The organism is Rhodococcus sp. DK176 (assembly GCF_038447315.2).
Lineage (GTDB): Bacteria > Actinomycetota > Actinomycetes > Mycobacteriales > Mycobacteriaceae > Rhodococcus_F > Rhodococcus_F jostii_A.
In genome coordinates this window covers 6,198,318-6,223,277 of record NZ_CP118321.2, presented here as the reverse complement: position 1 = coordinate 6,223,277, position 24,960 = coordinate 6,198,318, and the positions used below count along the sequence as shown (strand labels likewise).

At 68.0% G+C, this 24,960-nt stretch carries 25 protein-coding genes and 1 pseudogene; 8 read left to right on the top strand and 18 right to left on the bottom strand.

What is annotated here, in order from left to right; all coding sequences use genetic code 11:
- Positions 1-31: 31 nt before the first annotated feature.
- Positions 32-1,663 (bottom strand): fatty acyl-AMP ligase, encoded by a 1,632-nt coding sequence (locus tag PSR88_RS28945; protein WP_020476827.1) that lies wholly within the window; start codon positions 1,661-1,663, stop codon positions 32-34.
- 212 nt (positions 1,664-1,875) lie between these two features.
- Between PSR88_RS28945 and PSR88_RS28940 the strand changes: the two genes are divergently transcribed.
- Complete coding sequence (locus tag PSR88_RS28940) at positions 1,876-3,579, top strand: peptide chain release factor 3 (RefSeq protein ID WP_029539515.1); 1,704 nt, start codon at positions 1,876-1,878, stop codon at positions 3,577-3,579.
- An 18-nt stretch (positions 3,580-3,597) separates the two neighbouring features.
- Here the strand turns inward: PSR88_RS28940 and PSR88_RS28935 are convergent.
- Positions 3,598-3,792, bottom strand: a pseudogene (locus PSR88_RS28935) (DNA-binding protein); the annotation flags it as partial.
- 72 nt (positions 3,793-3,864) lie between these two features.
- Here PSR88_RS28935 and PSR88_RS28930 point away from each other — a divergent pair.
- Positions 3,865-4,071 carry a hypothetical protein gene (locus PSR88_RS28930; protein WP_016883466.1) on the top strand — a complete coding sequence of 69 codons (207 nt, stop codon included), beginning with the start codon at positions 3,865-3,867 and terminating at the stop codon, positions 4,069-4,071.
- Positions 4,072-4,181: 110 nt separating this feature from the next.
- Positions 4,182-4,688 (top strand): hypothetical protein, encoded by a 507-nt coding sequence (locus tag PSR88_RS28925; RefSeq protein ID WP_016883467.1) that lies wholly within the window; start codon positions 4,182-4,184, stop codon positions 4,686-4,688.
- Positions 4,689-4,707: 19 nt separating this feature from the next.
- Here the strand turns inward: PSR88_RS28925 and PSR88_RS28920 are convergent, their stop codons facing one another.
- The 3 genes from PSR88_RS28920 to PSR88_RS28910 are packed head-to-tail and all read right to left on the bottom strand — an operon-like array spanning position 4,708 to position 6,349.
- Positions 4,708-5,385 (bottom strand): pyridoxal 5'-phosphate synthase, encoded by a 678-nt coding sequence (locus tag PSR88_RS28920; RefSeq protein WP_016883468.1) that lies wholly within the window; start codon positions 5,383-5,385, stop codon positions 4,708-4,710.
- Positions 5,386-5,412: 27 nt separating this feature from the next.
- Positions 5,413-5,826, bottom strand: coding sequence for a VOC family protein (locus PSR88_RS28915; RefSeq protein WP_016883469.1), 414 nt, complete (start codon positions 5,824-5,826; stop codon positions 5,413-5,415).
- A gap of 46 nt (positions 5,827-5,872) precedes the next feature.
- Positions 5,873-6,349 (bottom strand): nuclear transport factor 2 family protein, encoded by a 477-nt coding sequence (locus PSR88_RS28910; RefSeq protein ID WP_016883470.1) that lies wholly within the window; start codon positions 6,347-6,349, stop codon positions 5,873-5,875.
- A gap of 384 nt (positions 6,350-6,733) precedes the next feature.
- On the opposite strand from PSR88_RS28910, the gene PSR88_RS28905 reads away from it, so the two are divergent.
- Positions 6,734-8,230: an acetyl-CoA acetyltransferase gene (locus PSR88_RS28905; protein ID WP_016883471.1), complete on the top strand. Its 1,497-nt coding sequence runs from the start codon at positions 6,734-6,736 to the stop codon at positions 8,228-8,230.
- 13 nt (positions 8,231-8,243) lie between these two features.
- On the opposite strand, the gene PSR88_RS28900 is transcribed toward PSR88_RS28905, so the two are convergent.
- From PSR88_RS28900 to PSR88_RS28865, 8 genes are all read right to left on the bottom strand, one after another.
- Positions 8,244-10,028 carry an ABC-F family ATP-binding cassette domain-containing protein gene (locus tag PSR88_RS28900; protein ID WP_009478938.1) on the bottom strand — a complete coding sequence of 595 codons (1,785 nt, stop codon included), beginning with the start codon at positions 10,026-10,028 and terminating at the stop codon, positions 8,244-8,246.
- Entirely contained in the window at positions 10,028-10,963 is a 936-nt protein-coding gene (locus tag PSR88_RS28895) for a 4-(cytidine 5'-diphospho)-2-C-methyl-D-erythritol kinase (RefSeq protein WP_011597813.1), read from the bottom strand. Before PSR88_RS28895 ends, PSR88_RS28900 begins: the two co-directional genes overlap by 1 nt.
- 72 nt (positions 10,964-11,035) lie before the next feature.
- Positions 11,036-11,689: an urease accessory protein UreD gene (locus tag PSR88_RS28890; protein WP_011597812.1), complete on the bottom strand. Its 654-nt coding sequence runs from the start codon at positions 11,687-11,689 to the stop codon at positions 11,036-11,038.
- Positions 11,689-12,378, bottom strand: a complete 690-nt coding sequence (ureG, locus tag PSR88_RS28885) for an urease accessory protein UreG (RefSeq protein WP_009478935.1) — start codon at positions 12,376-12,378, stop codon at positions 11,689-11,691. Before ureG ends, PSR88_RS28890 begins: the two co-directional genes overlap by 1 nt.
- Positions 12,379-12,412: 34 nt before the next feature.
- Positions 12,413-13,048 carry an urease accessory protein UreF gene (locus tag PSR88_RS28880; protein WP_411755680.1) on the bottom strand — a complete coding sequence of 212 codons (636 nt, stop codon included), beginning with the start codon at positions 13,046-13,048 and terminating at the stop codon, positions 12,413-12,415.
- Positions 13,045-14,766, bottom strand: coding sequence for an urease subunit alpha (locus PSR88_RS28875; protein WP_011597810.1), 1,722 nt, complete (start codon positions 14,764-14,766; stop codon positions 13,045-13,047). The genes PSR88_RS28880 and PSR88_RS28875 overlap by 4 nt, the downstream gene beginning before the upstream one ends.
- Positions 14,763-15,077, bottom strand: coding sequence for an urease subunit beta (locus PSR88_RS28870; protein ID WP_029539516.1), 315 nt, complete (start codon positions 15,075-15,077; stop codon positions 14,763-14,765). Before PSR88_RS28870 ends, PSR88_RS28875 begins: the two co-directional genes overlap by 4 nt.
- 8 nt (positions 15,078-15,085) lie before the next feature.
- A complete protein-coding gene (locus tag PSR88_RS28865) occupies positions 15,086-15,388 on the bottom strand; it encodes an urease subunit gamma (RefSeq protein ID WP_005238744.1) in 303 nt (100 codons plus the stop codon).
- A gap of 139 nt (positions 15,389-15,527) precedes the next feature.
- On the opposite strand from PSR88_RS28865, the gene dctA reads away from it, so the two are divergent.
- Positions 15,528-16,913 (top strand): C4-dicarboxylate transporter DctA, encoded by a 1,386-nt coding sequence (gene dctA / locus PSR88_RS28860; protein ID WP_016883474.1) that lies wholly within the window; start codon positions 15,528-15,530, stop codon positions 16,911-16,913.
- On the opposite strand, the gene PSR88_RS28855 is transcribed toward dctA, so the two are convergent.
- Positions 16,907-17,749 (bottom strand): ElyC/SanA/YdcF family protein, encoded by an 843-nt coding sequence (locus PSR88_RS28855; RefSeq protein ID WP_029539517.1) that lies wholly within the window; start codon positions 17,747-17,749, stop codon positions 16,907-16,909. The genes dctA and PSR88_RS28855 overlap by 7 nt on opposite strands.
- Before the next feature lie 227 nt (positions 17,750-17,976).
- On the opposite strand from PSR88_RS28855, the gene PSR88_RS28850 reads away from it, so the two are divergent.
- Both PSR88_RS28850 and PSR88_RS28845 read left to right on the top strand, forming a co-directional pair.
- Complete coding sequence (locus PSR88_RS28850) at positions 17,977-18,945, top strand: helix-turn-helix transcriptional regulator (RefSeq protein ID WP_029539518.1); 969 nt, start codon at positions 17,977-17,979, stop codon at positions 18,943-18,945.
- Positions 18,946-19,050: 105 nt separating this feature from the next.
- Positions 19,051-19,485: a hypothetical protein gene (locus PSR88_RS28845; RefSeq protein ID WP_016883476.1), complete on the top strand. Its 435-nt coding sequence runs from the start codon at positions 19,051-19,053 to the stop codon at positions 19,483-19,485.
- A gap of 89 nt (positions 19,486-19,574) precedes the next feature.
- Here PSR88_RS28845 and PSR88_RS28840 read toward each other — a convergent pair whose 3' ends face one another.
- Entirely contained in the window at positions 19,575-19,778 is a 204-nt protein-coding gene (locus PSR88_RS28840; protein WP_005255446.1) for a cold-shock protein, read from the bottom strand.
- Positions 19,779-20,076: 298 nt separating this feature from the next.
- Here PSR88_RS28840 and PSR88_RS28835 point away from each other — a divergent pair, with 298 nt between their 5' ends.
- Complete coding sequence (locus tag PSR88_RS28835; protein ID WP_016881501.1) at positions 20,077-21,333, top strand: integrase catalytic domain-containing protein; 1,257 nt, start codon at positions 20,077-20,079, stop codon at positions 21,331-21,333.
- Positions 21,334-21,650: 317 nt separating this feature from the next.
- Here the strand turns inward: PSR88_RS28835 and rsmA are convergent, their stop codons facing one another.
- The 3 genes from rsmA to PSR88_RS28820 are packed head-to-tail and all read right to left on the bottom strand — an operon-like array spanning position 21,651 to position 24,817.
- On the bottom strand, positions 21,651-22,541 hold the full coding sequence (rsmA, locus tag PSR88_RS28830) for a 16S rRNA (adenine(1518)-N(6)/adenine(1519)-N(6))-dimethyltransferase RsmA (protein ID WP_011597804.1): 891 nt from the start codon (positions 22,539-22,541) through the stop codon (positions 21,651-21,653).
- Between the two features lie 10 nt (positions 22,542-22,551).
- The gene (locus PSR88_RS28825; RefSeq protein ID WP_011597803.1) at positions 22,552-23,679 is read right to left on the bottom strand and encodes a resuscitation-promoting factor; all 1,128 of its coding nucleotides are present in this window, start codon (positions 23,677-23,679) and stop codon (positions 22,552-22,554) included.
- 22 nt (positions 23,680-23,701) lie between these two features.
- Positions 23,702-24,817 (bottom strand): resuscitation-promoting factor, encoded by a 1,116-nt coding sequence (locus PSR88_RS28820; protein WP_011597802.1) that lies wholly within the window; start codon positions 24,815-24,817, stop codon positions 23,702-23,704.
- Positions 24,818-24,960: the final 143 nt, after the last annotated feature.

Sequence of the window (24,960 nt, the reverse complement as noted above, 5' to 3'; positions counted from 1 at the left end):
GACTCTCCAACCACGCACGGGCGCGAAGCGCCTAGCTGACCAGATTCGCCGACGTGGCGCGGCGGAGTTTGCCCGACGACGTCTTGGGAATGCTGCCGGGGCCGAGGACGGCGACGGTGCGGGGCCGCACGCCGACCTCGGAGAACACGGCGTGCACTACCTCGTGCTCGATGCGCTTGACCACTTCGGGGTCCTGGTAGTCGTTGGTCTCCACCGCGACGGCGAAACTTTCCCGCTTCTGCCCCGCGTCGAGGCGCACGGCCACCGCGTTGCCGGGACGCACGCCGGCGACGGTGCCCGCGGCCCGCTCGATATCGGTCGGGTAGATGTTTCGGCCGCCCATGATGATGACGTCCTTGACGCGACCGCACACGACGACGAGGCCCTCTTCGGTGAAGTAGCCGACGTCGCCGGTGTTCAGCCAGCCGTCCGCGTCCTGCGCGGGCTTGTGCCCGTCGACCGTGATGTAGCCGGGTGTGACCGCCTTGCCGCGGACCTCGATGATGCCGACGCCGCGGGTCGGGAGCAGCTCACCCTCGCTGTCGACGACGCGACCCTCGAGGTTCGGCACCATCTTTCCGAGGGTGGCGAGGGCACGCGCGTTCGGCTTGCTCGACGGGACGGCACGCTGCATCGCCTCGAGGAGATCCGGGTCGACGAGGTCGAGGACCTGGCCCTGATCCGGATCCGGAATGGAGACGGCGAGGGTGGTCTCGGCCATGCCGTAGACGGGGGCGAGTGCCGACGGGTTCAGGCCGAAGCGGGCGCCCGCCTCGGCGAGCTTGTTCATCGTCTCGGGGTCGACGGGCTCGGCACCGTTCCACATGTACCGGACGGTGCTGAGGTCGACGGCGCCGTCCTCCGCCTGCTTGAGGCGGCGGGCGAGCAACGAGTACGCGAAATTGGGGGCGGCGGTCACCGTGCCCTTGTACTTGCCCATCAGCTCCGCCCACAGCAGCGGCGTGCGGAGGAAGTCCATCGGGGTGATGCTCACGACCTCCGCGCCGACCTGCATCGGAACGCTGAGGAACCCGACCATCCCCATGTCGTGGAACAGGGGCAGCCAGCTGATCATCACGTCGTCCTCGATGGAGAACTTGATCCGGTCGATCATGGCGTAGGCGTTGGTGTAGAAGTTCTCGTGCGTGACCTGCACGGCCTTGGGCGAACCGGTGGAACCGGACGTGAGCTGCTGCAGTGCGATGTCGCTCTCGAACGTCTCGACCGGGTCGATCTCCGTGCCCTCGTTCAGCTCGGCCACCGTCACCACGGTGATGCCACGCTCCTCCAGCAGCGGCTTGGCGGCGTCGAACGGCGCACCGAGGATGACGGCTTTCGCCTGAATCATGTTGATGACGGTCTCGGTGTCCTTGGCCCACACGGCCAGGTCGGTGCGCGGCGTCGGCTGATGCAGCATGGTGACGGACGCCCCGCGCATCCAGGTGCCCTGGCAGGAGGGTGCGATGTCGACGGGCTGACCGGCGAGGATGCCGATGGCGTCGCCGTGACCGATACCTGCCTCGGCGAGCGCACCCGCCATGCGGCGCGCGGCCTTGTGGATCTCGCCCCACGGCTGCCGCAGCGGCGCGTCGGGCTCACCCGTGTTGAGGCCACGGGTGCTGCTCGCCGCGGTCGCGTACATCTCGTCGGTGAACTTGCTCACAGTCTTCCTCCTGCACATACGGGTGTCCGAACGCAGAAACGGTGAACTCCGGAGCGCCCCGACGACTCACCCATATAAATCCCTCACCGGCCTCCGATCGTTACTCCTCCCTGGATGTGACTGTGCTGCGAGTTCGTGTTCGGTACCCGAGTAACCTGGTATGCGGCCACACGGTCTTCCTGCACGCACCCCGTCCCCCGAGAGGTTCTTCGTTGACTACCCCGTCCGACTCGGCCGACACCATTCCAGCCGAGGCGGCGCCTGTCGCCACATCCGGCTCACCGGAGGGGAAATCCGAGAAGGGTGTCCGGGCGGAGGCGTCGCGCCGCCGCACGTTCGCCGTGATCTCGCATCCCGACGCCGGTAAGTCGACGCTGACGGAGGCTCTCGCGCTCCACGCGAAGGTCATCTCCGAAGCGGGCGCGGTCCACGGCAAGGCGGGCCGCAAGTCGACGGTGTCCGACTGGATGGAGATGGAGAAGGCCCGCGGCATCTCGGTCAGCTCCACTGCCCTGCAGTTCAACTACCGCTCCACCGAGGCGTCGGCGGACGAGCCGGTCGACAACGTGATCAACCTGGTGGACACTCCCGGTCACTCCGACTTCTCGGAGGACACGTACCGCGTCCTGACGGCGGTGGACGCCGCCGTCATGCTGATCGACGCCGCGAAGGGTCTCGAACCGCAGACGCTGAAGCTGTTCCAGGTGTGCCGTCACCGCGGAATCCCGGTGATCACGGTCATCAACAAGTGGGACCGGCCGGGCCAGACGCCGCTCGAGCTTCTCGACGAGATCCAGGAACGCATCGGTCTCACCCCCACTCCCCTGTACTGGCCCGTCGGGATCGCCGGCGACTTCCGGGGCCTGCTGCGGCGCGGCGAGGACGGTGCCCCGCGGGAGTACATCCGGTTCACGCGTACCGCGGGTGGCGCGAAGATCGCCCCCGAAGAGGTCATGGATGCCGACGCCGCTCTCGCGAAGGAGGGCTCCGAATGGGAGACCGCCGCGGAGGAGAGCGAGCTGCTGTCGGCCACCGGTCAGGACCACGACCAGGAGCTGTTCCTCGGCGGCCAGACGTCGCCGGTGATCTTCGCGTCGGCGATGCTCAACTTCGGTGTCCGCCAGATCCTCGACACGCTGGTCGAGCTGGCGCCGCCGCCGCGCGCCCGGGAGGACGTCGCCGGCGCCCCTCGCGAGGTCACCGACCCGTTCAGCGCGGTCGTCTTCAAGGTCCAGGCAGGCATGGACACCGCGCACCGCGACCGGCTGGCGTTCATGCGCATCGTGTCGGGCGTGTTCGAGCGCGGCATGGTGGTCACCCACGCCCAGACCGGCAAACCGTTCACGACGAAGTACGCGCAGACCGTGTTCGGTCGCGAGCGTTCGACCGTGGAATCGGCGTACCCCGGCGACGTGGTCGGACTGGTCAACGCCACCGCGCTCGCCCCCGGACACACCCTGTTCTTCGAGAAGAAGGTGGAGTTCCCGCCGATCCCGTCGTTCGCGCCGGAGCACTTCTCCATCCTGCGGGCCGAGAGCGCGGGCAAGTACAAGCAGTTCCGGCGGGCCGTGGATCAGCTCGATTCCGAGGGTGTCGTGCAGATCCTCCGCAACGACCTGCGTGGCGACGCCTCCCCGGTCATGGCGGCCGTCGGCCCGATGCAGTTCGAGGTGGTCGCGGCGCGGATGAAGGCCGAGTTCAACGTCGAGGCCCGGATGGAACCCCTGGGCTACGCGTTGGCGCGGCGCACCGACGCCGAGTCGGCCGACGAGCTGAACCGTCAGCGCGGCGTCGAGGTGTTCACCCGCTCGGACGGGGTGATGCTCGCTCTGGTCAGCGACAAGTGGCGCCTGCAGTACATCCAGAAGGAGCTGCCCGACCTCACGCTCGAGCCGCTCGTGGCCGCCGCGGACTAGCGTCTTCTACTACAGCGTCTACATAGATCTCACACTCTCCGCCACTGGCGCAACGGATAGTTGAGATGGATGTGTGTCACGGCTACCTGTATCACCGTGCGGTGGTGCGGGTTTGACCGTGTCCCACACCGACGCTCGTGGTGCAGGAACATGCTGTTTCGGAGTCACCTCCATCCGCGGTGTCACGGTGGGCAGGCTGCGGCGGACCCGGCGCACCACATCACCGGGGCGATCCCCCGACATCGACGACCTCGTCACCGAACTGGGCGAGGTGCGCAACCGCGGGTGGGCCTGGAACGGGAACAGGGGACGGTCGGCGTGGTGTGTATCGCGACCGTCGTGCCCTACCGAATCCCCGCCACCGGCGCCCTCAGCGTGTCCATGCCCGCCGAGGTCGCGTCGTACCCGGGTGAGCTGGAGCGGATCGCCGGCGTGCTCACGAAGCACGCGTCCGCCTGGGCCCGGGAATTGAGGGCCGAGGGGGTCCGGTGAGCCGTAGAGGTGTGCGGCCCGCCGGACCCTCCTGGTAGCTTTCAGGTCGAATCGAGCACACTGACGGGCTTTGCGCGGTACCCGTTTGGCCACGAGCAGGAAGCGACACGATGGAGAACGGCATTTCCACCAACGGATCGGGCAGCAACGGCTACGCCGGCACGGGTTCGGCGTCGGAGTCCCCCTTCGCCGAACCGAGCACGGGCGGGCTGACCGGCAGCAATGGCAACGGCAAGTCCACGGCCAGCTCCGCCGAGAAGTTCACCTTCCCGCTGCCGACGCGCAGCTCGGGTTCGCACAGCACCGAGGAGCCGGCCGAGGCCTCCGACACGACGGCGTCGCCCGCATCTCGTGGACGCACCGTCATGCGACGCAACGCGATGGGAGTGGCAGCCGTGCGAGTCGCGGGCCGTCTTGCACACACCGAACTGCTCGAGGAGCACCAGGCTTCGGAGAGCAGTCACTCCGCCGATCCCACGGTGGACGCCGACGAACTGCTGGCGCTGCTCGGCGAGTACCTCGTCGCGGCCGGGTTCGAGCGCCCCGAGATCCACGCGAAGCTGAACGGCCAGTCGATCGTCGTCGACCTGCGCTCGCCGTCCGCGACCGCACGCTGACCCCCGCCGCCGGGCGCGGTCAGGGCCACAGCACCTCGCGGATCCACCGGCCGGACTCGCGGCGGTAGAGCTGGCGCACGTGCCTGCGCCCGGCGTCCGCCTGCCAGAACTCGACACTGTCGGGGACGATGCACCATGCCCGCCATGTGCCCGACACGAAGTCGGGGTCGGCCTCGATGCGGGCCACCGCCGCCGCGACGGCGCGTTCGTAGTCGGCGGGATCGTCCAGGACCTCGCTCTGACGACTGGCGGCTGCCACGGCCCGCGCGGTGACCGACCGTTCGCGGAAGTCGCGGGCGGACAGTGCCGGATCGCCCTGGACGACGGAACCGCGCACCCGCACCTGCCGACCTTGTTCGCGCCAGTAGAACGACAGTGCCGCAACGGCATTCGTAGCAAGTTCACGACCCTTCGGTGAGCGAGTGTCACCCGAGAACCAGAAGCCCTGCTCCGTGACGTCCTTGAGGAGCAGGAAACGCGCGTCAGGATTGCCGTCGGCATCGACGGTCGACAACGCAGCCGCGTGCGGTTCCGGAACACCGGCCGCCGCAGCCTGCGTGATCCAGTCGAGAAACAGTGTGGTCGGCGCATCCGGAAGCGCGTCGACGGGCGGAGGTGTCTCGCCGCCGAGTGCGGGCAGGGCGCGAATCCATGCGCGGGTGTCCGGAAACGACGATCGGTCGGGTGTTGTCGGCATGCGCCGACAGTAGCCGCGCCCGGACCCTCAGGCCGACGCGGCCGGATCGGTCGGCCCCACCAGCATCCAACGGTGGCCGAACGGATCGATGAGTGTCGCGTTGCGGTGTCCGTGCCCCTCCGAGATCCACCGCTCCACCGTGCCGCCGGCGTCGCGGGCACCCACCAGGACGGCATCGGGGTCGTCGACGGACAACATCAGACTCACCGACGTCGAACCGGATTCCGGCGCGGTCAGGCCCATCTCGGGGAATTCCTCGGCGAGATAGATCATGCCGGTCGGCAACCGCAGTTCCGCATGACCGACCCGGCCGTCGTCCATGACGATCGGCTCACCCACCACCTCGGCGCCGAATACCTTGGAATACCACTCGATCGCCTCGACACCCCGCCGCACGGTCAGGTACGGCAGCGCGCCGGGAACAGGGACGTCCGAAGCCATCGTCACCTCCCAGTGTCCGCGGTGCGTCGAGTCCCAGTGTGCTCCCTCAGGCTGACGCCGGAGGTTGCAACATCGCCCACTTGTTGGAGGTGAGCCGGAAGCTCGGGAAGTCGGAGAGCGCCGCAACCGATTCCCAGGTGCGTTCGTAGCCGGTGTGCGTGATCCGCCAGTTGCCGTCGGGGCACCGAAGATAACGATCGTGATAATAGGCTGACCCGCGCAGCAGCATGCCGTCCTCGGGAATCAGCGTGGTGTCCGCGAGAAACCACACCCCTACCGCGGTGTCACCGGTGACGGTGATCTCGGGTTGGCCGCACTGATGCTCGGTGATGACGTGGGTCCCGAGAGTGTTCTCGAGGAAGGACACGAACGAGTCACGGGAATCGAACGTGAGGTATTCGCTGTACGTCGCCGTGACGTTCGGGACCATCGTGTCGGCGAACTCCACCCACGACTTCGTGTCGAGAGCACGTGAGTAACGGTGCTTGAGCTGCTCGATCTGTTTGATTGCTTCGAGATCCATGACCCCCGCCTCCTGTGCAGCGAACATGCAAGCCCTGGACTGCAGATTAGTCGGATAATCTGCAGGTTCGCCTTGGTTTCCCCCGTTTTGCCCGGATCATGCATATTCAGGCCGTGATCCGGGACACGAAAAGGTTACGAAATGACTGCATGGCCTGCGCACCCGCATACCCGTCACACTACCTTAGGCTACCCTCACCTGGCGAGGCCCGGGGCCGCCGGCCTCCGCGGGCCCGAAGATTTCGCACCCCCGAGCATCGGCATTCCAGTTCTACTGCTACACAGAACCTTTCGAAATCCGGTCAGGATTGCTGTGACCCCGGATCCACAGGTATCTCGTCCGGCGCTATGGTGACGCTGACGTGGTCACGCGAGAGGGGAATCCATGGATCCGACCCGCATACCGGTGATCGTCGGAGTCGGCGACATCCGCTCCGGCCGAGCAGGCGATCCGGCAGCCCCGCGTGAACCGCTCGACCTGATCACCGACGCCGCGCGTGCCGCTCTCGCCGACAGCGGCTCCGCTACCCTCGGCTCCCGGATCGACGCGATCCATGCGGTGAAGACCGTCAGCTGGTCGTACGACGACCTCCCCGGACTGCTGGCCGCCCGGTTGAATCTGCCGTCACCACGATCGAGCACGTCCCCGATCGGCGGCCACTGGCCCGCGGCGTTCCTCGACCGCATCGGCGACGACATCGCCGCGGGCCGGTCGTCGGCGGCGCTCCTCGTCGGCGGCGAGGCGCAGGCGACCATGACGGCGCTCCGGAAGTCGGGCACCGATCCCGCGTCACTGGGCTGGGCGTCGGCGCCGGGCGGTCCCCCCGCGTTCGACCCGGCGGATCTCGGGAGTCCCGCGATGCAGCGCGCCGGCCTGATCGTTCCGACCCGGGTGTACCCGTTGTTCGAGAACCGGGTGGCGCACGAGTCGGGTGTCGGACCCGATCAGTCGCTGGCCGCGTCGGCCCGGATGTATTCGGCGTTCTCCGAACTGGCGGCGAAGAACCCGGCGTCGTGGACGTCCGAGGTGTACTCCGTTCAGGAGATCGCCACGGTGGGTCCGGGCAACCGGATGGTGTGCGAGCCGTACCCGTTGATGCTCAACGCCATGCCGTTCGTCGATCAGGCCGCCGCGGTGCTGGTGTGCTCGCTGGCCGTCGCGCGGGACCACGGCGTTCCGGAGGATCGCACGGTGTACCTGTGGGGCGGCGCGGGAGCCGCCGACCCCGTGGACGTACTGAGCCGCAACGGTTTCGGCACGTCCGCAGCGATGACGAACGCGGTGCACCGGGCACTGTCGCGGGCATCGATCGACGCCTCGGCACTCGACATCGTCGACGCGTACAGCTGCTTCCCGGTGGTACCGAAGCTACTCACCCGCACGCTCGGCCTGCCCGAAAGCATCGTGCCGAGCGTGACGGGCGGCCACTCGTTCTTCGGCGGTCCCCTCAACAGCTACACCCTGCACTCGATCGCCGAGGTCACCCGCCGACTGCGGGAAGGCGCGGGACCGGCCCTGGTCCACGGCAACGGCGGCTATCTGACGTACCAGCACGTCGTGTTGCTGGCAGGCGCCCCGCACCCGGGTGGATACGTCGGCGATCCGGAGCCGGTGCAGCTCGCGTCGGAGGCGCCGGAACTCGTCACCAGCTACGAAGGACGAGCCGACATCGTCACATCCACGGTGGAGCACGGGCGGGACGGCGCCCCCGCGACCGGCTTCGTCGTCGCGCACACACCCGACGGCCGGCGCCTGGCCGGACACACCGGCTCCGAGGAGGCGCTCGCACTGTCCGCGTTCGCGCAGACCCCGGCGCGGTCGGTGATCGGGCGGTCCGTTGACGTCACGGACCGCGACGGCATCCTGTCGCTGCGGTTCTGACCGGCCGGGGACGCTAATCCAGTTCGGCGGCCAGCGCCATCCACTGTTCCTCGGTGGCTTCCTTCTCCGCGACGACCTGCTTGAGTTCGGTGTCGAGCTTCTGCAGCTTGTCCGGATCGGTGGCCGCCTCCGCCAGCTTCTCGTGCAGCTTCCGTTCCCGGTCGTCCAGCTTCGCCACGGCCCGCTCGAGACGCGACAATTCCTTGCGCGCGGCGCGTTCGGCGGCCCCGTCCCGCACCTGCTTGGGGGCCGACGCACCGGTTGCCGTCGACGCCACCGACGGCGCGCCGGTGTCGACCATCTTCGCCCGGCGACGCAGGTAGTCCTCGATCCCACCAGGCAGGTTGGTCAGCTTACCGTCGCCGAACAACGCCCACGTGGAGTCACAGATGCGTTCGATCAGGTACCGGTCGTGGCTGATGACGACCATCGTGCCCGCCCAGCCGTCGAGGATGTCCTCGAGTTGCTGCAGCGTGTCGATGTCGAGGTCGTTGGTCGGCTCGTCGAGCAGCAGTACGTTCGGCTCCGACATCAGCACACGGGTCAGCTGCAGCCGGCGACGCTCGCCACCGGACAGGTCACCGACCGGTGTCCGCTGCCGCGCCGGCGTGAAGCCCAGCCGTTCGGCGAGCTGCCCGGCCGACACCTCCTTGTCGCCCAACGTGATCCGCTCGGCGACGTCCTTGACTGCTTCGAGCACCCGCATGTTCGTCGGCAGATCGTCGAGTTCCTGACGAAGCCAGCCGATGTGCACCGTCTGTCCCTGGATGCGCTTGCCCGACGCCGGCGAGATCTCCCCGGCGAGCGTGCGCAGGAGGGTCGTCTTGCCGGAGCCGTTGACGCCGACCAGGCCGACCCGCTCCCCCGGCGCCAACCGCCACGTGAGGTCGTCGACGAGCACCCGGCCGTCCGGCGTCTCCAGGCGCGCATCCTCGAGTTCGATGACGACCTTGCCGAGCCGGCGCTGCGCGAACGACGCCAGCGCGACGTTGTCGCGGGGCGGTGGGACGTCCGCGATCAACGCCTCGGCGGCCTCGATCCGGTACTTGGGCTTGGACGTGCGGGCGGGTGCACCGCGGCGCAGCCAGGCCAGTTCCTTGCGGGCGAGGTTGCGGCGACGTTCCTCGGACGCGTCGGCCTGCCGGGAACGCTCCGCGCGGGCGAAGATCCAGTCGTTGTATCCGCCCTCGTAGCTTTCGACCTTGCCGCCCACCACTTCCCACGTGCGGTTGGCCACGGTGTCGAGGAACCACCGGTCGTGGGTCACGACCACCAGCGCGCTGCGACGGCCGACGAGATGTTCCGCCAGCCACTGCACACCTTCGACGTCGAGGTGGTTGGTCGGCTCGTCGAGCACCAGCAGGTCGAGGTCCTGGACGAGCGCGGCGGCCAGTGCGACGCGTCGCCGCTCACCACCGGACAGCCCGTCGACCGACACCTCGAGCCCCAGGTTGTCGATGCCGATGCCGGCCAGGATCGACCGGATGCGGGCGTCGCCCGCCCACTCGTGGTCGGCCACCCCGAGCGGTCCGAGCACCACGTCGCCGACGCTCGAGCCAGGCGGCAGTACGCCACGCTGGGTCACGACCGCCATGCGCAGGCCGCCGACCCGGCTGACACGCCCGGAATCGGGCGCCTCCACGCCGGCCAGCACCTCGAGCAAGGTGGTCTTGCCACCACCGTTGAGGCCGACGACGCCGATGCGTTCGCCTTCCTGTACTCCGAGCGATACCGAATCGAGCAGCGGCTTGATGCCGAAGGACTTCGATACCTGCTCGAGATTGATCAGATTCGCCATCAGTGCGATCCCTCCGCCGCGTCGTTGATTATTCGGGCGCCCGGTACGGGTCCGCTGGCGACCCGCACCGTGCGACACACCCCCGCACCTGCGAGTTCTGCGCTGACCCGGACCGCGGCATCCGCTTCAGCACAAAGAAAGGCACAGGTCGGACCGGACCCGGAGACGATTCCGGCCAGTGCGCCCGCCGCGACCCCGGCTCGCAGCGTCCGCCGCAGGCCCGGATTCAGCGACAGCGCGGCCGACTGCAAATCGTTGCCCAGCAACGGGGCCAGCGTCGCGGCGTCGCCCGTCGTGAGCGCGTGCATCAGGTCTTCGGGTCCGCCGAGTCGCGGCGGATTCCCGTCGGCACGCAACCGGTCCAGCTCCCGGAACACGGTCGGTGTGCTCAAGCCGACCTTCGCGAGCGCGAGCACCCAGTGGAACGTGCTGCGGGAGAGCACCGGCAGAAGTCGCTCGCCGCGTCCCGTGCCGACCGCGGTGCCACCGTGGAGGGAGAACGGAACGTCGCTGCCGAGCTTCGCGGCGAACCCGTCGAGTTCCTCCCGCGACAGGTCGAGTTGCCACAGCGCGTTCAGCCCGACCAGCGTCGCCGCGGCGTCCGCGCTGCCGCCGGCCATGCCCCCGGCCACCGGGATGCCCTTGTCGATGGCGATCTCGACGTCCGGGCGCCGCCCCGACTCGGCCGCGAGCATCTCGGCGGCCTGCCACACGAGGTTGCTGCTGTCGGTCGGCACGACGCGGGCGTCCTCACCGCGGACCGTCACCGACAGCGTCTCCGCGGGGGCCACCGACACCGTGTCGCTGAGCGAGAGCGCCTGGAACACCGTGTTCAGCTCGTGATAGCCGTCGTCACGCAAGTCCCCGACGGCCAGATGCAGATTGACCTTGGACGGGGCCCTGACTACGACGGGGCGAGGAACGACGGAAAGCACAAGGGTAGAGCTTAGGCGCTCCCGGTACGGGTGCGGAAATGCGCACCATCACGCACTTTGCCGCTCACCGCGTCACAGGCGCGGGCCGAGCCGGGTGGTGAGGCTGCCGCCGCGGGCGAGGGGCAGACGGGTCCGCGCCGACCGGATGTCACCGGTGACGTCCGCGACCCGGTCGTCCGGGTACCGCAGTTCACTCGTGACGGCCGCGGGGCCGTCCAGAACGTCGTGCGAAACGGTGCCGACGCCGAGTTCCAGCTGGTGACGGAGCAACGGCAGGGCGCCGAGGTCGGCGTTGGTGACCCCGACCCAGCGTCCCGCGCTCTCCCCCGCCCGGCCGATCTGCACCCGCTCACGCAGCAGCAACGTCGACGACTCGGTGAGGGACACCGTCGTCTCGACGCGATGCTCCGCGCCGCCCGCGATCACCGTGGGTTCGAGCGCGCAGTCGAGCACGGCGTCGTCCGCGACCTCCACCGACCACTGCGCAGTGGACAGCACACGACCCCGGCCGGGCAAGGCAAGCGACGCGGCGACGCTGCGCAGCGTCAGCCGGGCACCCGGCAGGACCCGGACGGTGATCTCCCAGTGATCGCCGCCGAGCGGGGTCGCGGCGGTGCCGATCACGTGGACCGTGTCGCGGCCGGTGATCCGCGCCGCCAGTCCCCCGACCGCGGAGATCCGCGGACTGCGGTCGGGGGACGCGACGATCGTCAGTTCGGTGCGCACTACTGGTGCACGTCGGCGAGGGTGCGCACCTGCTCGCGCACCCACTCCAGAGCCGGTCCGGACGACGGGTCCTCCGTCAACGAGATCAACGCCGTGGGCCGTCCCTCGCGGACCCGCTCGGCGTCACGGCGCATCACCCCGAGATCGGCTCCGACCATGGGTGCGAGGTCGGTCTTGTTGATGACGAGGAGATCCGAGAACGTCACACCGGGGCCACCCTTGCGGGGAACCTTGTCACCACCCGCGACGTCGACGACGAAGATCTGCACGTCGATCAGGCCCGAGGAGAACGTCGCGGTGAGGTTGTCGCCACCGGACTCCACCAGGATCAGATCGAGCGGCGGGTTGGCCGCGATCAGGTCGTCGATGGCGTCGAGGTTGGCGGTGATGTCGTCGCGGATCGCCGTGTGGGGGCACCCACCGGTCTGCACGGCGGCGATCCGCTCGTCCGGCAGCACGGCGTGGCGTCGCAGGAAGTCCGCGTCCTCGGTGGTGTAGATGTCATTGGTGAGCACGGCCAGCGACAACTCCTCGCGCAGTTGCCTGCACAGCGCGGCGACGAGCGCCGTCTTGCCCGATCCGACGGGCCCACCGATCCCGATCCGGACCGGCTCCCCCGCCACCCGGACCCGCCGGGGACGGTCGTGCTGGTGGTCGTGGGGTTCACCATCGATGAAATGCGGTGGCATGGTTGATCTCTCCTTACTGGGATACAGCTGAGTGTCACGACACGAACAGGGGGCGATTCCGCAGAACGTGCCGCTCGGCGACGACATCCATGAAGGGGTCGGACACGCTGGACAGTCCGGTCACGCACCGGCCTGCGACGTCGTCGCACAGGTCGGACAGTGCGAACGTGCACGCGGCGACCTGCGCGGGATCGAGAGCGAGCAGACGCTGCGCGGCGATCGCGGACCCGGTCATGGTGGTGTACACGACGACCAGCGCCGCCTCCCGCGGTTCGACCGCGGTGACGGATCCGACCACCCCCGACACCACGGGCAGGTGCGGGCGTGTGCCCAGCGGCGACCAGTCGTGCCCCGGCCACGTGGTGCGGGCCAGCCGCAGCAGACCTCTCCCCTGCGCCCGCGACGACGACCGCGCCGCCGGGGACGGGGTGCGCGCATCCATCTCGGCGTCGGCGTGTTCGGCGGTGAGCCGGCCGGCGCACACCGCCGCGGTGATCGATCCCCCGACGAGCCCGGCGGTCCGTATCCGGCGAAGCAGGAACGCCTCCATCGTGGCGACGTCGCGGACGACACCGCTGGCGACGGCCTCCTCGATGCCGCCCGAATGCACGTGGCCGCCCGTGGGCAGCCGCGAGTCGGCGAGAGACATCAGGTGAGCGAGGCGCATCAGAACAGGAAGTATCGCTGGGCCATCGGCAGTTCCGCCGCCGGTTGCTCTTCCCACACGTCGCCGTCGATGCGGACCGTGAACGTGTCCGGGTCCACCTCGATCCGCGGCTGCGCGTCGTTGCGGGGCATGTCCGACTTGCCCCGCGACCGCACGTTCGCGACCGGCACCAGTCGACGGCTCAGGTCCAGCCGATCGGCCAGTCCGTCCTCGAGGGCATGCGGAGCGACGAAGTGCACGGACGTGGCGGCCGCAGCCTTGGGCGCCGCCCCGAACATCGGACGCGGAAGCACCGGTTGCGGAGTCGGTATGGACGCGTTGGCATCGCCCATCGCAGCCCACGCGATCATCCCGCCCTTGATCACCGCGTGCGGCCGGACGCCGAAGAACGCCGGATCCCACAGCACCAGGTCGGCGAGCTTGCCGACCTCGACCGATCCGATCTCGGCTTCCAACCCGTGCGCGACGGCAGGGCAGATCGTGTACTTCGCCACGTACCGCTGGACGCGCTGATTGTCGGCGCCGTTGTCGCCGGCCAGGAATCCCCGTCTGCGTTTCATCACGTGCGCCGTCTGCCACGTGCGCAACACGACCTCGCCGATGCGTCCCATCGCCTGCGAGTCGCTGCCGATCATGGAGATGGCGCCGAGGTCGTGGAGCAGATCCTCCGCCGCGATGGTGGAGGGCCGGATGCGGCTCTCCGCGAACGCCAGATCCTCCGGGATCTTCGGGCTCAGATGATGGCACACCATGAGCATGTCGAGATGCTCGTCGAGTGTGTTGACCGTGTGTGGCCGGGTCGGATTGGTCGAACTCGGCAGAACGTTCGCGTGCGCGGCCACCGTGATGATGTCCGGCGCGTGGCCGCCGCCCGCCCCCTCCGTGTGATAGGCGTGGATCGCCCGTCCGGCGATGGCCGCGAGAGTGTCCTCGACGAAACCGGCCTCGTTCAACGTATCCGAGTGGAGGGCCACCTGCACTCCCGCGGCGTCCGCGACGGTGAGGCACGCGTCGATGGCGGCCGGAGTCGAACCCCAGTCCTCGTGCAGCTTGAACCCGGAGACGCCGCCGCGCAACTGCTCCCACATCGACTCGGAGCTGACCGTGTTGCCCTTGCCGAGCAGCGCGATGTTCATCGGCCAGCCGTCGAGTGCCTCCAGCATCCGGGCGGTGTGCCACGAACCAGGGGTGACGGTGGTGGCCTTGCTGCCCTCGGCGGGGCCGGTGCCGCCGCCGATCATCGTCGTGATGCCGCCACCCAGCGCCTCGTCCATGATCTGCGGGCAGATGAAGTGCACGTGGCAGTCGATACCGCCTGCCGTCAGGATCTTGCCGTTCCCGGCGATGATCTCGGTGGACGGACCCACCACCAGATCGGGGTGGACCCCCGACATCGTGTCGGGGTTGCCCGCCTTACCGAGCGCGACGATGCGTCCGTCCCGAATACCGACGTCCGCTTTGATGATTCCCCAATGGTCGACGACCACCACGCCGGTGATCACCGTGTCGGGGGCACCCTCGGCGCGGGTCGCGCGACCCTGACCCATGGACTCGCGCAACACTTTTCCGCCACCGAACACCGCCTCGTCGCCGGCCAGCCCCGGCCCACCGCTGCGGTCCTCGGTGATCTCGATCAGAAGGTCGGTGTCGGCGAGCCGGATGCGGTCACCGGTCGTGGGACCGAACAGCTCGGCGTAACGTGCGCGGCTGAGTTCGGTCATGACGCGTCCAGCTTTCCGGGAGGAGTGAGGCTCAGCCCGTGCACCTCACGGGTCCCGCGCAGGGGGACGAGTGAAATCGTCTGCGCGATACCCGGTTCGAAGCGCACCGCGGTGCCGGCGGGAATGTCCAGCCGCAGCCCGTGGGCGGCGGAACGGTCGAACTGCAGGGCGTGATTGGCCTGCGGGAAATGAACGTGACTCCCGACCTGGACCGGGCGGTCACCGGTGTTGACCACCTCGAGTTCGGTGCGGGGAGAACCCTCGTTGAGCTCGATCACGCCCTCGGCGCACACGACTTCACCTGGAATCACGGTCACCCCTACGCAATCGGATCGTGGACGGTGACGAGCTTGGTTCCGTCCGGGAACGTGGCCTCCACCTGCACGTCGTGCAGCATCTCCGGGACGCCTTCCATCACGTCGGACCGGGTGAGCACCTCACGACCGGACACCATCAACTCCGCCACCGACCGGCCGTCGCGGGCCCCCTCCAGGATGTGATCCGTGATGAGGGCCACCGCCTCCGGATGGTTCAACACGAGGCCGCGTTGCCGGCGCCTGCGCGCGAGTTCCGCGGCGTAGCTCAGGAGCAGACGCTCCTGCTCGTGGGGCGACAAGCGCATGTGTCCTCCTGCGGTCGGTGCGTCGCAATACTGCCACGAACTGCAGTGTGGCACCGCCCACGCCCGGAACGGCCGCCGTTCTCACCGCGGAAACATTCGTGACACGAACCCGTCACAGCACCTTCCTAGTGTTCCCCCAATGGCCATCTCCACTGACGCCCATCCCCCACCCGGCGGCGACGTGTCGACAACCGGGACGCGATCGCCCTGGTACACCAACCTGTTCGTCCAGCTTCTCGTCGGAATCGTCGGCGGCATCACTCTCGGCTGGTTGTGGCCGACGGTAGGGTCGGAGCTCAAACCGATCGGCGACACGTTCGTCAAGCTGATCAAGATGCTCATTGCGCCGTTGATCTTCACGGTGGTCGTCACGGGAATCGCCAAGGTGGGCGACGTCAAGGCCGTCGGACGCATCGGCGTGAAGGCACTGATCTACTTCACCGCCGTCACCGGGTTCGCGCTGCTCTTCGGACTGGTCATGGGCAACATCGTCAAGCCCGGCGCCGGATTCGACATCGACCCGGCCACCCTCGCCGACGGCACCGAGCAGATCTCGGAGAAGACAGGCGGTGGCGAACTCCCCGGCGCCGTCGAATTCCTCATGGACATCGTCCCCACCAGTGTGGTGGGCGCGTTCGCCGACAACATACTTCTGCAGGTCCTCTTCTTCGCGGTGCTCTTCGGCATCGCGCTGGCCAAGTACGGCGAGCACGGTCCCCCGCTGGTCCTCGAATTCGTCGACCACCTCAGCCACATCATCTTCATGATCATCGGCTGGATCATGCGGCTCGCCCCGATCGGCGCGTTCGGCGCGATGGCGTTCATCATCGGCCAGTACGGAATCTCCACACTCGGCAGCTTCGCCAAGCTCATCGCCTGCTGCTACCTCGCCGGAGCGCTGTTCGTCCTCGTCCTCGCGCTGATCGCGAAGGTCGCCGTGGGACTGAACATCTTCACGTTCATCCGCTACACCAAGGAGGAGTTCGGTCTCGCGCTGGGAACCGCATCGTCCGAGGCAGTGCTTCCCCGCATCATGACCAAGCTCGTCGGCGCCGGGAACTCACAGGCCGCGACCGGGCTCGTGGTGCCGACCGGATACTCGTTCAACCTCGACGGGGCCGCGATCTACCTGTCCATCTCGACACTGTTCCTCGCCCAGGCCACCGGCCACGACCTGTCCGTCGCCGACCAGCTCGGCGCGCTGTTCATCCTGCTCCTCACGTCGAAAGGCATGGCAGGCGTACCCGGGTCGTCGTTCCTCGCGCTGTCGGCGACCGCGACCGCGCTCGGAATCTTCCCCGTCGCGGCGGTAGCGGTGCTGCTCGGCGCCGACCGGATCATGGACTCGATGCGGGTGTTCGTGAACCTCCTCGGCAACTGTGTCGCCACGTTCGTCGTCTCGAACTGGGAAGGCCAGCTCGACAAGCAGAAGATGCAGGACGCCGTAAACGGAAGGCTCAGCCCCGGCGGCGCGGATCCCGTCGCGCAGCCGCCGGTCGTGGCCGAATACGAGTCGCGTCAGTAGCCGGCGGGAATGCCGAAGACCCTGATCGCGTCGCGGTACATGCCGAGTTGCTGATCCTTGGTCAGCGGCATGACTTCGGCGATCAGCTGACCGGCACTGGTGATCGCGCTCATCGCCCCGACCACCGGCAGTCCGGCGACGTTAAAATCGACCGTTGCCCTGCGGATGTGGTTGGCCGACGTCACGATGATCGCACCCCCCGCGCCGAGCGAGCGCGCGAGCGGAACGGAGTTGAGCGCGTTGCCCACCGTCGATCCGGCACGATGCTCGGGGTGGATGCGTTGCGCCGGGACACCGTGCGACTGCAACCATCCCTGCATCGCGGCCGCCTCGGTGATGCCGTTCTGCGGGTTGCCGCCGGTGACGATGATCGGCGACATCGGCGAGGCCCACGACTGGACGAGCGCGGCCTGCAGGCGGTTGATCAATTCCGGTCGCATCGCGCCGTCGGGTAGCAGTCCGTAACCGAGGACGATGATCGCGGTGGACGGACCCTGGATGGCCGGAAGTGGGTTCGGGGGCGTGAACGACGCAATTCTGATCGCGTTCAGCATTCCGTCGACGCCGGCGCGCATCCCACCGTCCATCGCGCCGAGCCGGGCGAGCGCGGTCTCCCGGGTGACCAGGTCGCCCGCGGCGTCGGCGTAGATGGCCTGCAACGCCAGCGCATTGGTGTCGCCGGGTTCGCCGGCGACGGCGCCACCGATGTCCGCCAGGGCGCCACGGGTGTCACCCGCGGCGAATCTGCCCTGCGCGCTGTTGAAGAGGTCGGCGGCCGAGGCGGATGCCGTCGCGGTGGTCGAGACCGCCAGAGCCAGGCAGAAGGCGGTGGTCATGACGGTGGCGAGCAGCGCCCTGACTGCTGAAGAAATGGGCCGAACACGAAACTGCGTCACGCTGAGACCTTTCCGTCGGATTTTCACGAAGTACACATGCGATGGTCCGTGGAGCGTCGGCGCCAGTGTAGTGACACTCGTGGGGCTGGTGGGAAAATCGTTACTTACCGTTACCCGCAGTCGATAGAGGACCGAAGATGTCCTCTATCGATGGCATTCTGGGACGCATGCGGGAAACTTCGGCACGACTCCTCCGGCTACTGTCGCTGCTCCAGACCCGAAAGGACTGGTCCGGGGCAGAACTCGCCGACCGGCTCGGCATCACCCCACGCACGGTCCGGCGAGACGTGGAGAAACTCCGCGACCTCGGGTACCCCGTCGACGCGACGGTCGGGGTGGGCGGTGGCTACCAACTCGGCGCGGGCGCGGAAATGCCGCCCCTGCTCCTCGACGACGAGGAAGTCCTGGCCGTCGCACTCGGCCTGCAATCCGGTGCGACCGGGTCCGTGGTGGGCATCGGGGAGGCGTCGATGCGAGCGCTCACCAAACTCCGGCAGGTGATGCCGTCCCGTCTGCGGCACCGCCTAGAGGCGCTGCAGGTCGACGTGGTCCACCGCGAGCCCGCGAAGAGCGCCGTCGACGCGCAGATCCTGTCGGCCGTCGCCTCCGTGTGCCACAACCACGAACGACTCCGGTTCGACTACCGCACCCACGACGGCACCGAGAGCCGGCGTGAAGTGGAGCCGTACCGTCTCGTCCGATCCGGGCTGCGCTGGTACCTCGTCGCCTGGGACCTCACGCGCGCCGACTGGCGGTCGTTCCGCATGGATCGCCTGACACCCAAGATCCCGACAGGACCGCGGTTCGCGCCCCGCGAACTACCGCCCGGCGGCGCCGCCGAATTCGTCGCACGCGGCATCAACCGCGCCGTCACCCGGATCCGCGCACGGGTGCTGCTGCACGCGTCGATCGACGAGATGGCGACCCTGGTGCACGAAGACTGGGGAACCCTCGAAGAAATGCCCGACGGACGATGCGCGGTCGCGCTCGGCGGCGACTCCGTGCCGTCGATAGCCAACTGGCTCAGCGCATTCGGCGTCGACTTCACCGTCCTCGACCCTCCTGAGCTGCGCGAAGAGTGCCGGCGGGTGGGTGAGCGCCACCGCCTCTTCGCCGACCGCTACGGTAACGCCTGACCGAGACGCCGTTCAGCCGTCACCGTGGACCGAAAATCTGTGGGAACCGGACGGTCCTGCGCGGCGTCCAACCAGGTGACGACAGAAAGGGCGGGGTAGTCGGGGATGCAGCACACGATTGTCGAGGAGGGGCGCGCGCGGGCGCCTGCGGGGACGGGAACAGTCGGGAAGGTGCTCGTCGGGGGTCATCTGGCGCTCGCGGGCGCGACGGTGGTGATCATGGAGTTCTCGCTGGCGTTCGTGTGCACCCTCGACAACGGAACCCAGCCGTGGACGTGGCCGAGCAGGTACTCGACGGCTTGGTTCGTCACCGCGACCATCCTCGCCACCACACTGTGGGCGCTCTTCGTGACGGGTGTGGTGATCTTCTCGTCGAGGCCCCGGCGGGCGCTCGGCACGGCCACGTTCTTCGTCGCCGCGGCGCTCGGAGCCGCTGCGGTGATCGGGCTGTTCGGTCCGTCGGAGAATTCCGCACTGCAACTCTGGCTGGTCTGCGCCATGAATCTCGGGTATCAGGCCGCTCACCTGCGGTCGGCGTAGCCGGTCGGAAACGAGTCAAGGCCCCACTCTGACGAGTGGGGCCTTGCTCGAACGTCATGTCCCGGCGAACCGGGAAGTCATGGCCGTTCTCAGATCAGGGTGACGCCGGTGGCCTGCGGGCCCTTGTTGCCCTGGCCGATCTCGAACGAAACGCGCTGATTCTCCTCGAGCGTGCGGAAGCCGCCGCTCTGGATCTCCGAGTAATGGACGAACACGTCAGCGCTGCCATCCTCGGGGGCGATGAAGCCGAACCCCTTCTCGGAGTTGAACCACTTCACGATGCCCTCTGCCATGTAAATCTCCTCTAACACAGTAACTTCTTCAAGCAACCGGCTCGGTTACCTGGGTCATTGAACACGACCGTCTATGACAATTCCTGTGGAGGACGTCCAAACGCTCGCAACCATCGATTTGCGAGCGTGGGAAACACAAACACAAAACTTACGACCTCCAATAGTGAACCACACATCCGGCCGGTTGTCTCCCCCGCGACGAGACTCACGAAAACTGCCCGCGAAACCCCTCTCCGTGCCTCACGTAGGAATGCCCGCGAAACGGTGAGTGTGGTGGGGCATGAGGAATGGGTTGTCGATGCAGTCTCGTGCCGAGGTCACCAGCAGGTACGCGAAGGCGTATGTGAAGGCCAGCAAGACGGACAAGGGCCGAGTCCTCGACGAGGTGATGTCGGTGACCGGCTGGTCGCGGGACAACGCCCGACGTCGGCTGGTCGCGGCCGCGAAACGGCCACCGGGAACTGGCCGGCGGGTCGTCGAGCCGCCGAGGAAGCAACGGGCACCGAAGTACTCCTACGACGCCGTGAAGGTGCTGCAGCGGGTGTGGGCTGCCTCGGGTGGACAGTGCGGGAAGTACCTCGCCGCGTCGATGACAATCCAGCTCGATGGGCTCGAACGCCACGGCGAACTCGTCGACGGCCTCGACCGGTACAGCCGGACGGTCCGGGAGGAACTGCTGTCGATGTCGCCGGCATCGATCGACCGGTACCTCAAACCGGCCAAGGCCACCGACCGGATCAGGGGAATCTCGACGACTAAACCCTCACCGCTGCTGCGTAGTTCGATCAAGATCCGCAAGTCCGGTGACGAGGTTGAAGCCGAGCCGGGGTTCTTCGAAGGCGACACCGTCGCGCACTGCGGGCCGACGTTGAAGGGCGAGTTCGCCCGCACCTTGAACCTGACCGACGTGCACACCGGCTGGGTGTTCACGTCCACCGTGCGCAACAACGCCCACGTCCACATCCTGGGTGCACTCAAAGCAGGCGTCGATGAGGTCCCGTTCGAGGTGACCGGCCTGGACTTCGACAATGGCAGCGAGTTCCTGAACAAGGCCGTGATCAAGTGGGCCGGCGAACGGGAGATCTTCTTCACCCGATCGAGGCCCTACAAGAAGAACGATCAGGCCACCATCGAGTCGAAGAACAACCACCTGGTACGCAAGTACGGCTTCTACTACCGCTACGACACAGTCGAGGAACGGGCCGCGCTGAACCGTCTCTGGCGGCTGGTCAACGACCGGCTCAACTACCTGACCCCGACCAAGAAACCGGTCGGGTTCGGGACCGACCGCAACGGACGACGTACCCGGCTCTACGACAAGCCGAAGACGCCGCTGGACCGGCTGCTCGCAGCACGGGTGCTCACCTCGACCCAGCAGGTAGAGCTGGTCGCCTACCGAGACTCGCTCAACCCCGCGGCCATCGGCCGCCAGATCGCCGACCTGCAGGCCGTTTTGCTCAAACTCGCCAAGGACAAGACCGAACAGCTCTACCTCGATTCGATTCCCACGGCCCTACCCGACGTCCGCAAAGGCATCCGGATCAAGGTCTCCTGACCCACCCGCTTGGCGGGCATTTCTAGTTGAGGCACCACTCCGCTTTCGCGGGCATCTTGACTTGAGGCACTACGCCCCGGGCCGAACTCGCGCAGGTCAGGGGATGAAATTGGCGTACACACCGGGCGCAACGGGCGCCACGATCCCGTCCGGCGCCCACTGTCAGCCCCGCGTAGGCATTCCAGCGGACGAGCGCCGACCCCGGTCGTCCCGGAACCGGCCACGCCTGACCCTGCACCGTCGAAAACGGCGGGATACCGATGACCGTGGGATACCCCCCTGTGAGTACTTATCAACGTCCCGCGGTTAATAAGTACTCACGGCTGGGTGGCGGCGAGACGCACGAAGGCCGCCGCGTCGAGGGTCTCACCGCGGGCGGACGGTGCGATGCCGGCCTCGAGCAGTCGCCGCTCCGCCTCCGCGGGTGAACCGGCCCAACCGCCGAGCGCGGCGCGTAAAGTCTTGCGGCGCTGAGCGAAAGCCGCATCGATGACGGCGAACACACGGCGGCGGTGTGCGTCGTCGACGGGCCACGGCGGTTCGGCGTACCGATCAATGCGCACGAGACCCGACTCGACCTTCGGCACGGGCCAGAACACCGCGCGCCCGACGGCGCCCGCGCGCCGCACGGCGCCGAAGAAATTGGCCTTCACGCTCGGCACACCGTAGATCTTGCTGCCCGGGGACGCCGCCAGCCGGTCGGCGACCTCGGCCTGCACCATCACCAGAGCGGTTCGGAGACTGGGAAGTTCGGAGAACAGGTGCAGCAGCACCGGCACCGCAACGTTGTACGGCAGATTCGCGACGAGAGCCGTGGGCTCACCGGGGATCTCGGACGGCTTGACCCGCATCGCGTCCGCGCCGACCACGGTCAGCCGGTCCGCGAGTTCCGGAGCCCGGTCGGCGACCGTGACCGGGAGTCGCGCCGCGAGGTTGGGGTCGATCTCGACGGCGATCACCTTGTCGACGACATCGAGCAGCGCCAACGTGAGCGAACCGAGCCCCGGCCCGACCTCGAGGACGGTGTCCTCGCGTCCCACGCCCGCGGTGGCGACGATGCGGCGGACCGTGTTCGCGTCGTGCACGAAGTTCTGCCCCAGCTGCTTGGTGGGGCGCACGCCGAACTCCTCGGCTAGCGCACGCACCTCGGCGGGGCCGAGCAGTGCGGCCTGACCTCGAGCGACGGGGGGTACTTCGGCTTCGGACACCAGCCGAACTTTAACGCACGCCGAGCCTGCCCGAGCACGACGGCCACGCTCCCCAGCCCTGCGTCTTCTGCGTCTGCGACGCGACGGCGATCTGCTCCTCGCGGGTGGCGAGGTCGGCACGCGGCGCATACTTGAGGCCGCCCTGACGCTCCCACGTGTTCTGGTCGAACTGGACGCCGCCGAAGAATCCGTTGCCGGTGTTGATGGCCCAGTTACCGGTGGCCTCGCACTGCGCGAGCGCGTCCCAGACCGAACCGTTCTCGACGGGCGGCACCTCGGTACCCGGCTTCGCGCCGACGCGGATCACCTTCGGCTGCGCCGGCGTCGTGACCGTCGCGGACACCTGGTTGCGTCCGACTTCCCTGCCGTTGACGGTGTTGACCGCGAACGTGATGTCCTGGACGCCGGGCACGCCCGGATTCTCGAGCACGGTGCGACTCTTGTTCATCGTCGGGTCCTCGATGCGCTGCTCCTCCGGAGCCAGCGGCAACGTCTCGACCTTCGTCTCGGTGCGGTCGCGGGTGACGGTCACGGCCATGCCCTCGGTCAGCGGGGTGTCCGCGGCCGGGACGACGGTGTCGGCCTGCTCGAGCGGCGCGCCGTGCGCGGCGAGGAACTCCCCGACCGTCGGCGCGGCCATGCGCACATCGGTAACCGGGAGCGCGCCGTCGGCGAGCGTGACGACGAGCGGATTGAGCACCTCGAGCGCTGCACCGTCGAGCGGAAGTCGCTGCGAACGGGACGCGGACACGTGCACGTCCTCGCCGAGTTCGAATTGCTTCAGCGCGTCCTCGACGGTGAGCGCGGTAGTCCACACCGTCTTGGGCTGACCGTCCACCGTCAGCGTCACTTCACGCGCGCGGCGCAGCACCACGGTGTCCCCGTCGGACAGGCTCGCGTCACGTTCCGGTGCCACGGCGTCGCGGTCGTTGATCGAGTACCCGGCGTCGGACAGGGCGGCGTCGACGCTCGTGGTCATGGTGCTCAGCGAGATCTTCTCGCCGTCCACGTCGAGTGTGACGGTCTTGTGCCGGACCACGGCCATCACTCCGCCTGCGATCAGTGTGGCGAGAAGCAGGGCCACCACGGTGTAGAGCAGCGGCGAGCGAGCCGAGTTGATCTTCGCGAAGGGCGACATCGTGTTCCTTTACTTCAGACCGTCAGCGGAGTCCGAGCTTGCTGGTGCAGGCGGGCCATGCGCCCCAGCCCTGTGCCGCCTGGACCTTCTCGGCGACGGAGATCTGCTGTTCGCGGGATGCGAGGTCGGCGCGGGCGGCGTACTGGCTGCCGCCGAACGCCTCCCAGGTGCTCTGGGTGAACTGCAGTCCGCCGAAGAACCCGTTGCCGGTGTTGATGGCCCAGTTGCCGGTGGCCTCGCAGTGCGCGATCGAATCCCAGGTGGAGGCGTTGGAGATGGCGAGTTCCTTCACACCGACCTTGACCAGTGCCGGCGCGGGCTCGCGGAGCACCTGAGAGCTGAGCTCCTGGCGTCCGGCCTCGACACCGTTGACGGTCTTCACGGATGCGGTGACGGTGCGCTCGCCGGGAACTCCGGGGTTCGCGACGACGGTCTTGCCCTTGTCGAGCGCGGGATCCTCGACGCGGTTCTCGGGAGGCGCGATGGGCAGCGTCTCGGTGCGCGTCTCGGTGCGATCGCGGGTCACGTGGATCTCGGCGCCTTCGACGACGGGGGCGTCGGCGGGCGGAACGACGGTGTCGGCCTGCTCGAGCGGGGCGCCGTTGGCCGCGAGGAGCTCACCCACGGTGGGGGCTGCCAGTCGGACGTCCGTGAGCGGTGCGCCGCCATCGGCGACCTTGACGAGCTTGGCGTTGACGACCTCGAGCGCGGTACCTTCCAGCGGCAGGCGCTCGGCGCGAGACGCCGAGACGTGGACGTCGTCGGCGAGTTCGAACTGCTTCAGTGCGTCGTCGACGGTGAGGGCGGTGGTCCACACGGTCTTCGGCTGCCCGTCGACCGTGAGGTCGATCTCACGAGCACGCCGCAGCACCACGGTGTCGCCGTCGGAGAGCGACGCGTCGGCCGCGGGAGCGACCGCGTCACGCTCGCTGACGGCGTACCCGGCGTCGTCGAGCGCGCCGCCGACGTCGGAGGCCATCGTCCCGAGCGAGATGGTCTCGCCGTCGACGTCGAGCGTGATGGTCTTGTGCCGCGCCACTGCCAGCGCACCGCCCACGACGAGCGTCGCGAGCAGTGCCGCGACGACTACGTAGAGAAGGGGCGATTTGGCGTTGTTGATTCTGGCTAAAGGCGACACATGAATTCCCAAGGCTGGCGAAGGTTTGATCACGGTACGGTAACGAATCGGCGATGGTCTGGCAACTTTGCCGCTACGACCTGCGTGCGAGATCACGAAAAGGTTGAGATCGGGGACAGTTTTCACTTCACCGCGAAGGATCG

Bases quoted from the DNA above. Each gene is read 5' to 3' on its own strand.
- PSR88_RS28925 (WP_016883467.1), top strand. From the start codon at position 4,182: ATGGAGAACGGCATTTCCACCAACGGATCGGGCAGCAACGGCTACGCC.
- PSR88_RS28920 (WP_016883468.1), bottom strand. From the start codon at position 5,385: ATGCCGACAACACCCGACCGATCGTCGTTTCCGGACACCCGCGCATGG.
- PSR88_RS28915 (WP_016883469.1), bottom strand. From the start codon at position 5,826: ATGGCTTCGGACGTCCCTGTTCCCGGCGCGCTGCCGTACCTGACCGTG.
- PSR88_RS28910 (WP_016883470.1), bottom strand. From the start codon at position 6,349: ATGGATCTCGAAGCAATCAAACAGATCGAGCAGCTCAAGCACCGTTAC.
- PSR88_RS28905 (WP_016883471.1), top strand. From the start codon at position 6,734: ATGGATCCGACCCGCATACCGGTGATCGTCGGAGTCGGCGACATCCGC.
- PSR88_RS28900 (WP_009478938.1), bottom strand. From the start codon at position 10,028: ATGGCGAATCTGATCAATCTCGAGCAGGTATCGAAGTCCTTCGGCATC.
- ureG (WP_009478935.1), bottom strand. From the start codon at position 12,378: ATGCCACCGCATTTCATCGATGGTGAACCCCACGACCACCAGCACGAC.
- PSR88_RS28875 (WP_011597810.1), bottom strand. From the start codon at position 14,766: ATGACCGAACTCAGCCGCGCACGTTACGCCGAGCTGTTCGGTCCCACG.
- PSR88_RS28865 (WP_005238744.1), bottom strand. From the start codon at position 15,388: ATGCGCTTGTCGCCCCACGAGCAGGAGCGTCTGCTCCTGAGCTACGCC.
- dctA (WP_016883474.1), top strand. From the start codon at position 15,528: ATGGCCATCTCCACTGACGCCCATCCCCCACCCGGCGGCGACGTGTCG.
- PSR88_RS28855 (WP_029539517.1), bottom strand. From the start codon at position 17,749: ATGACCACCGCCTTCTGCCTGGCTCTGGCGGTCTCGACCACCGCGACG.
- PSR88_RS28850 (WP_029539518.1), top strand. From the start codon at position 17,977: ATGCGGGAAACTTCGGCACGACTCCTCCGGCTACTGTCGCTGCTCCAG.
- PSR88_RS28845 (WP_016883476.1), top strand. From the start codon at position 19,051: ATGCAGCACACGATTGTCGAGGAGGGGCGCGCGCGGGCGCCTGCGGGG.
- PSR88_RS28840 (WP_005255446.1), bottom strand. From the start codon at position 19,778: ATGGCAGAGGGCATCGTGAAGTGGTTCAACTCCGAGAAGGGGTTCGGC.
- PSR88_RS28835 (WP_016881501.1), top strand. From the start codon at position 20,077: ATGCAGTCTCGTGCCGAGGTCACCAGCAGGTACGCGAAGGCGTATGTG.
- PSR88_RS28825 (WP_011597803.1), bottom strand. From the start codon at position 23,679: ATGTCGCCCTTCGCGAAGATCAACTCGGCTCGCTCGCCGCTGCTCTAC.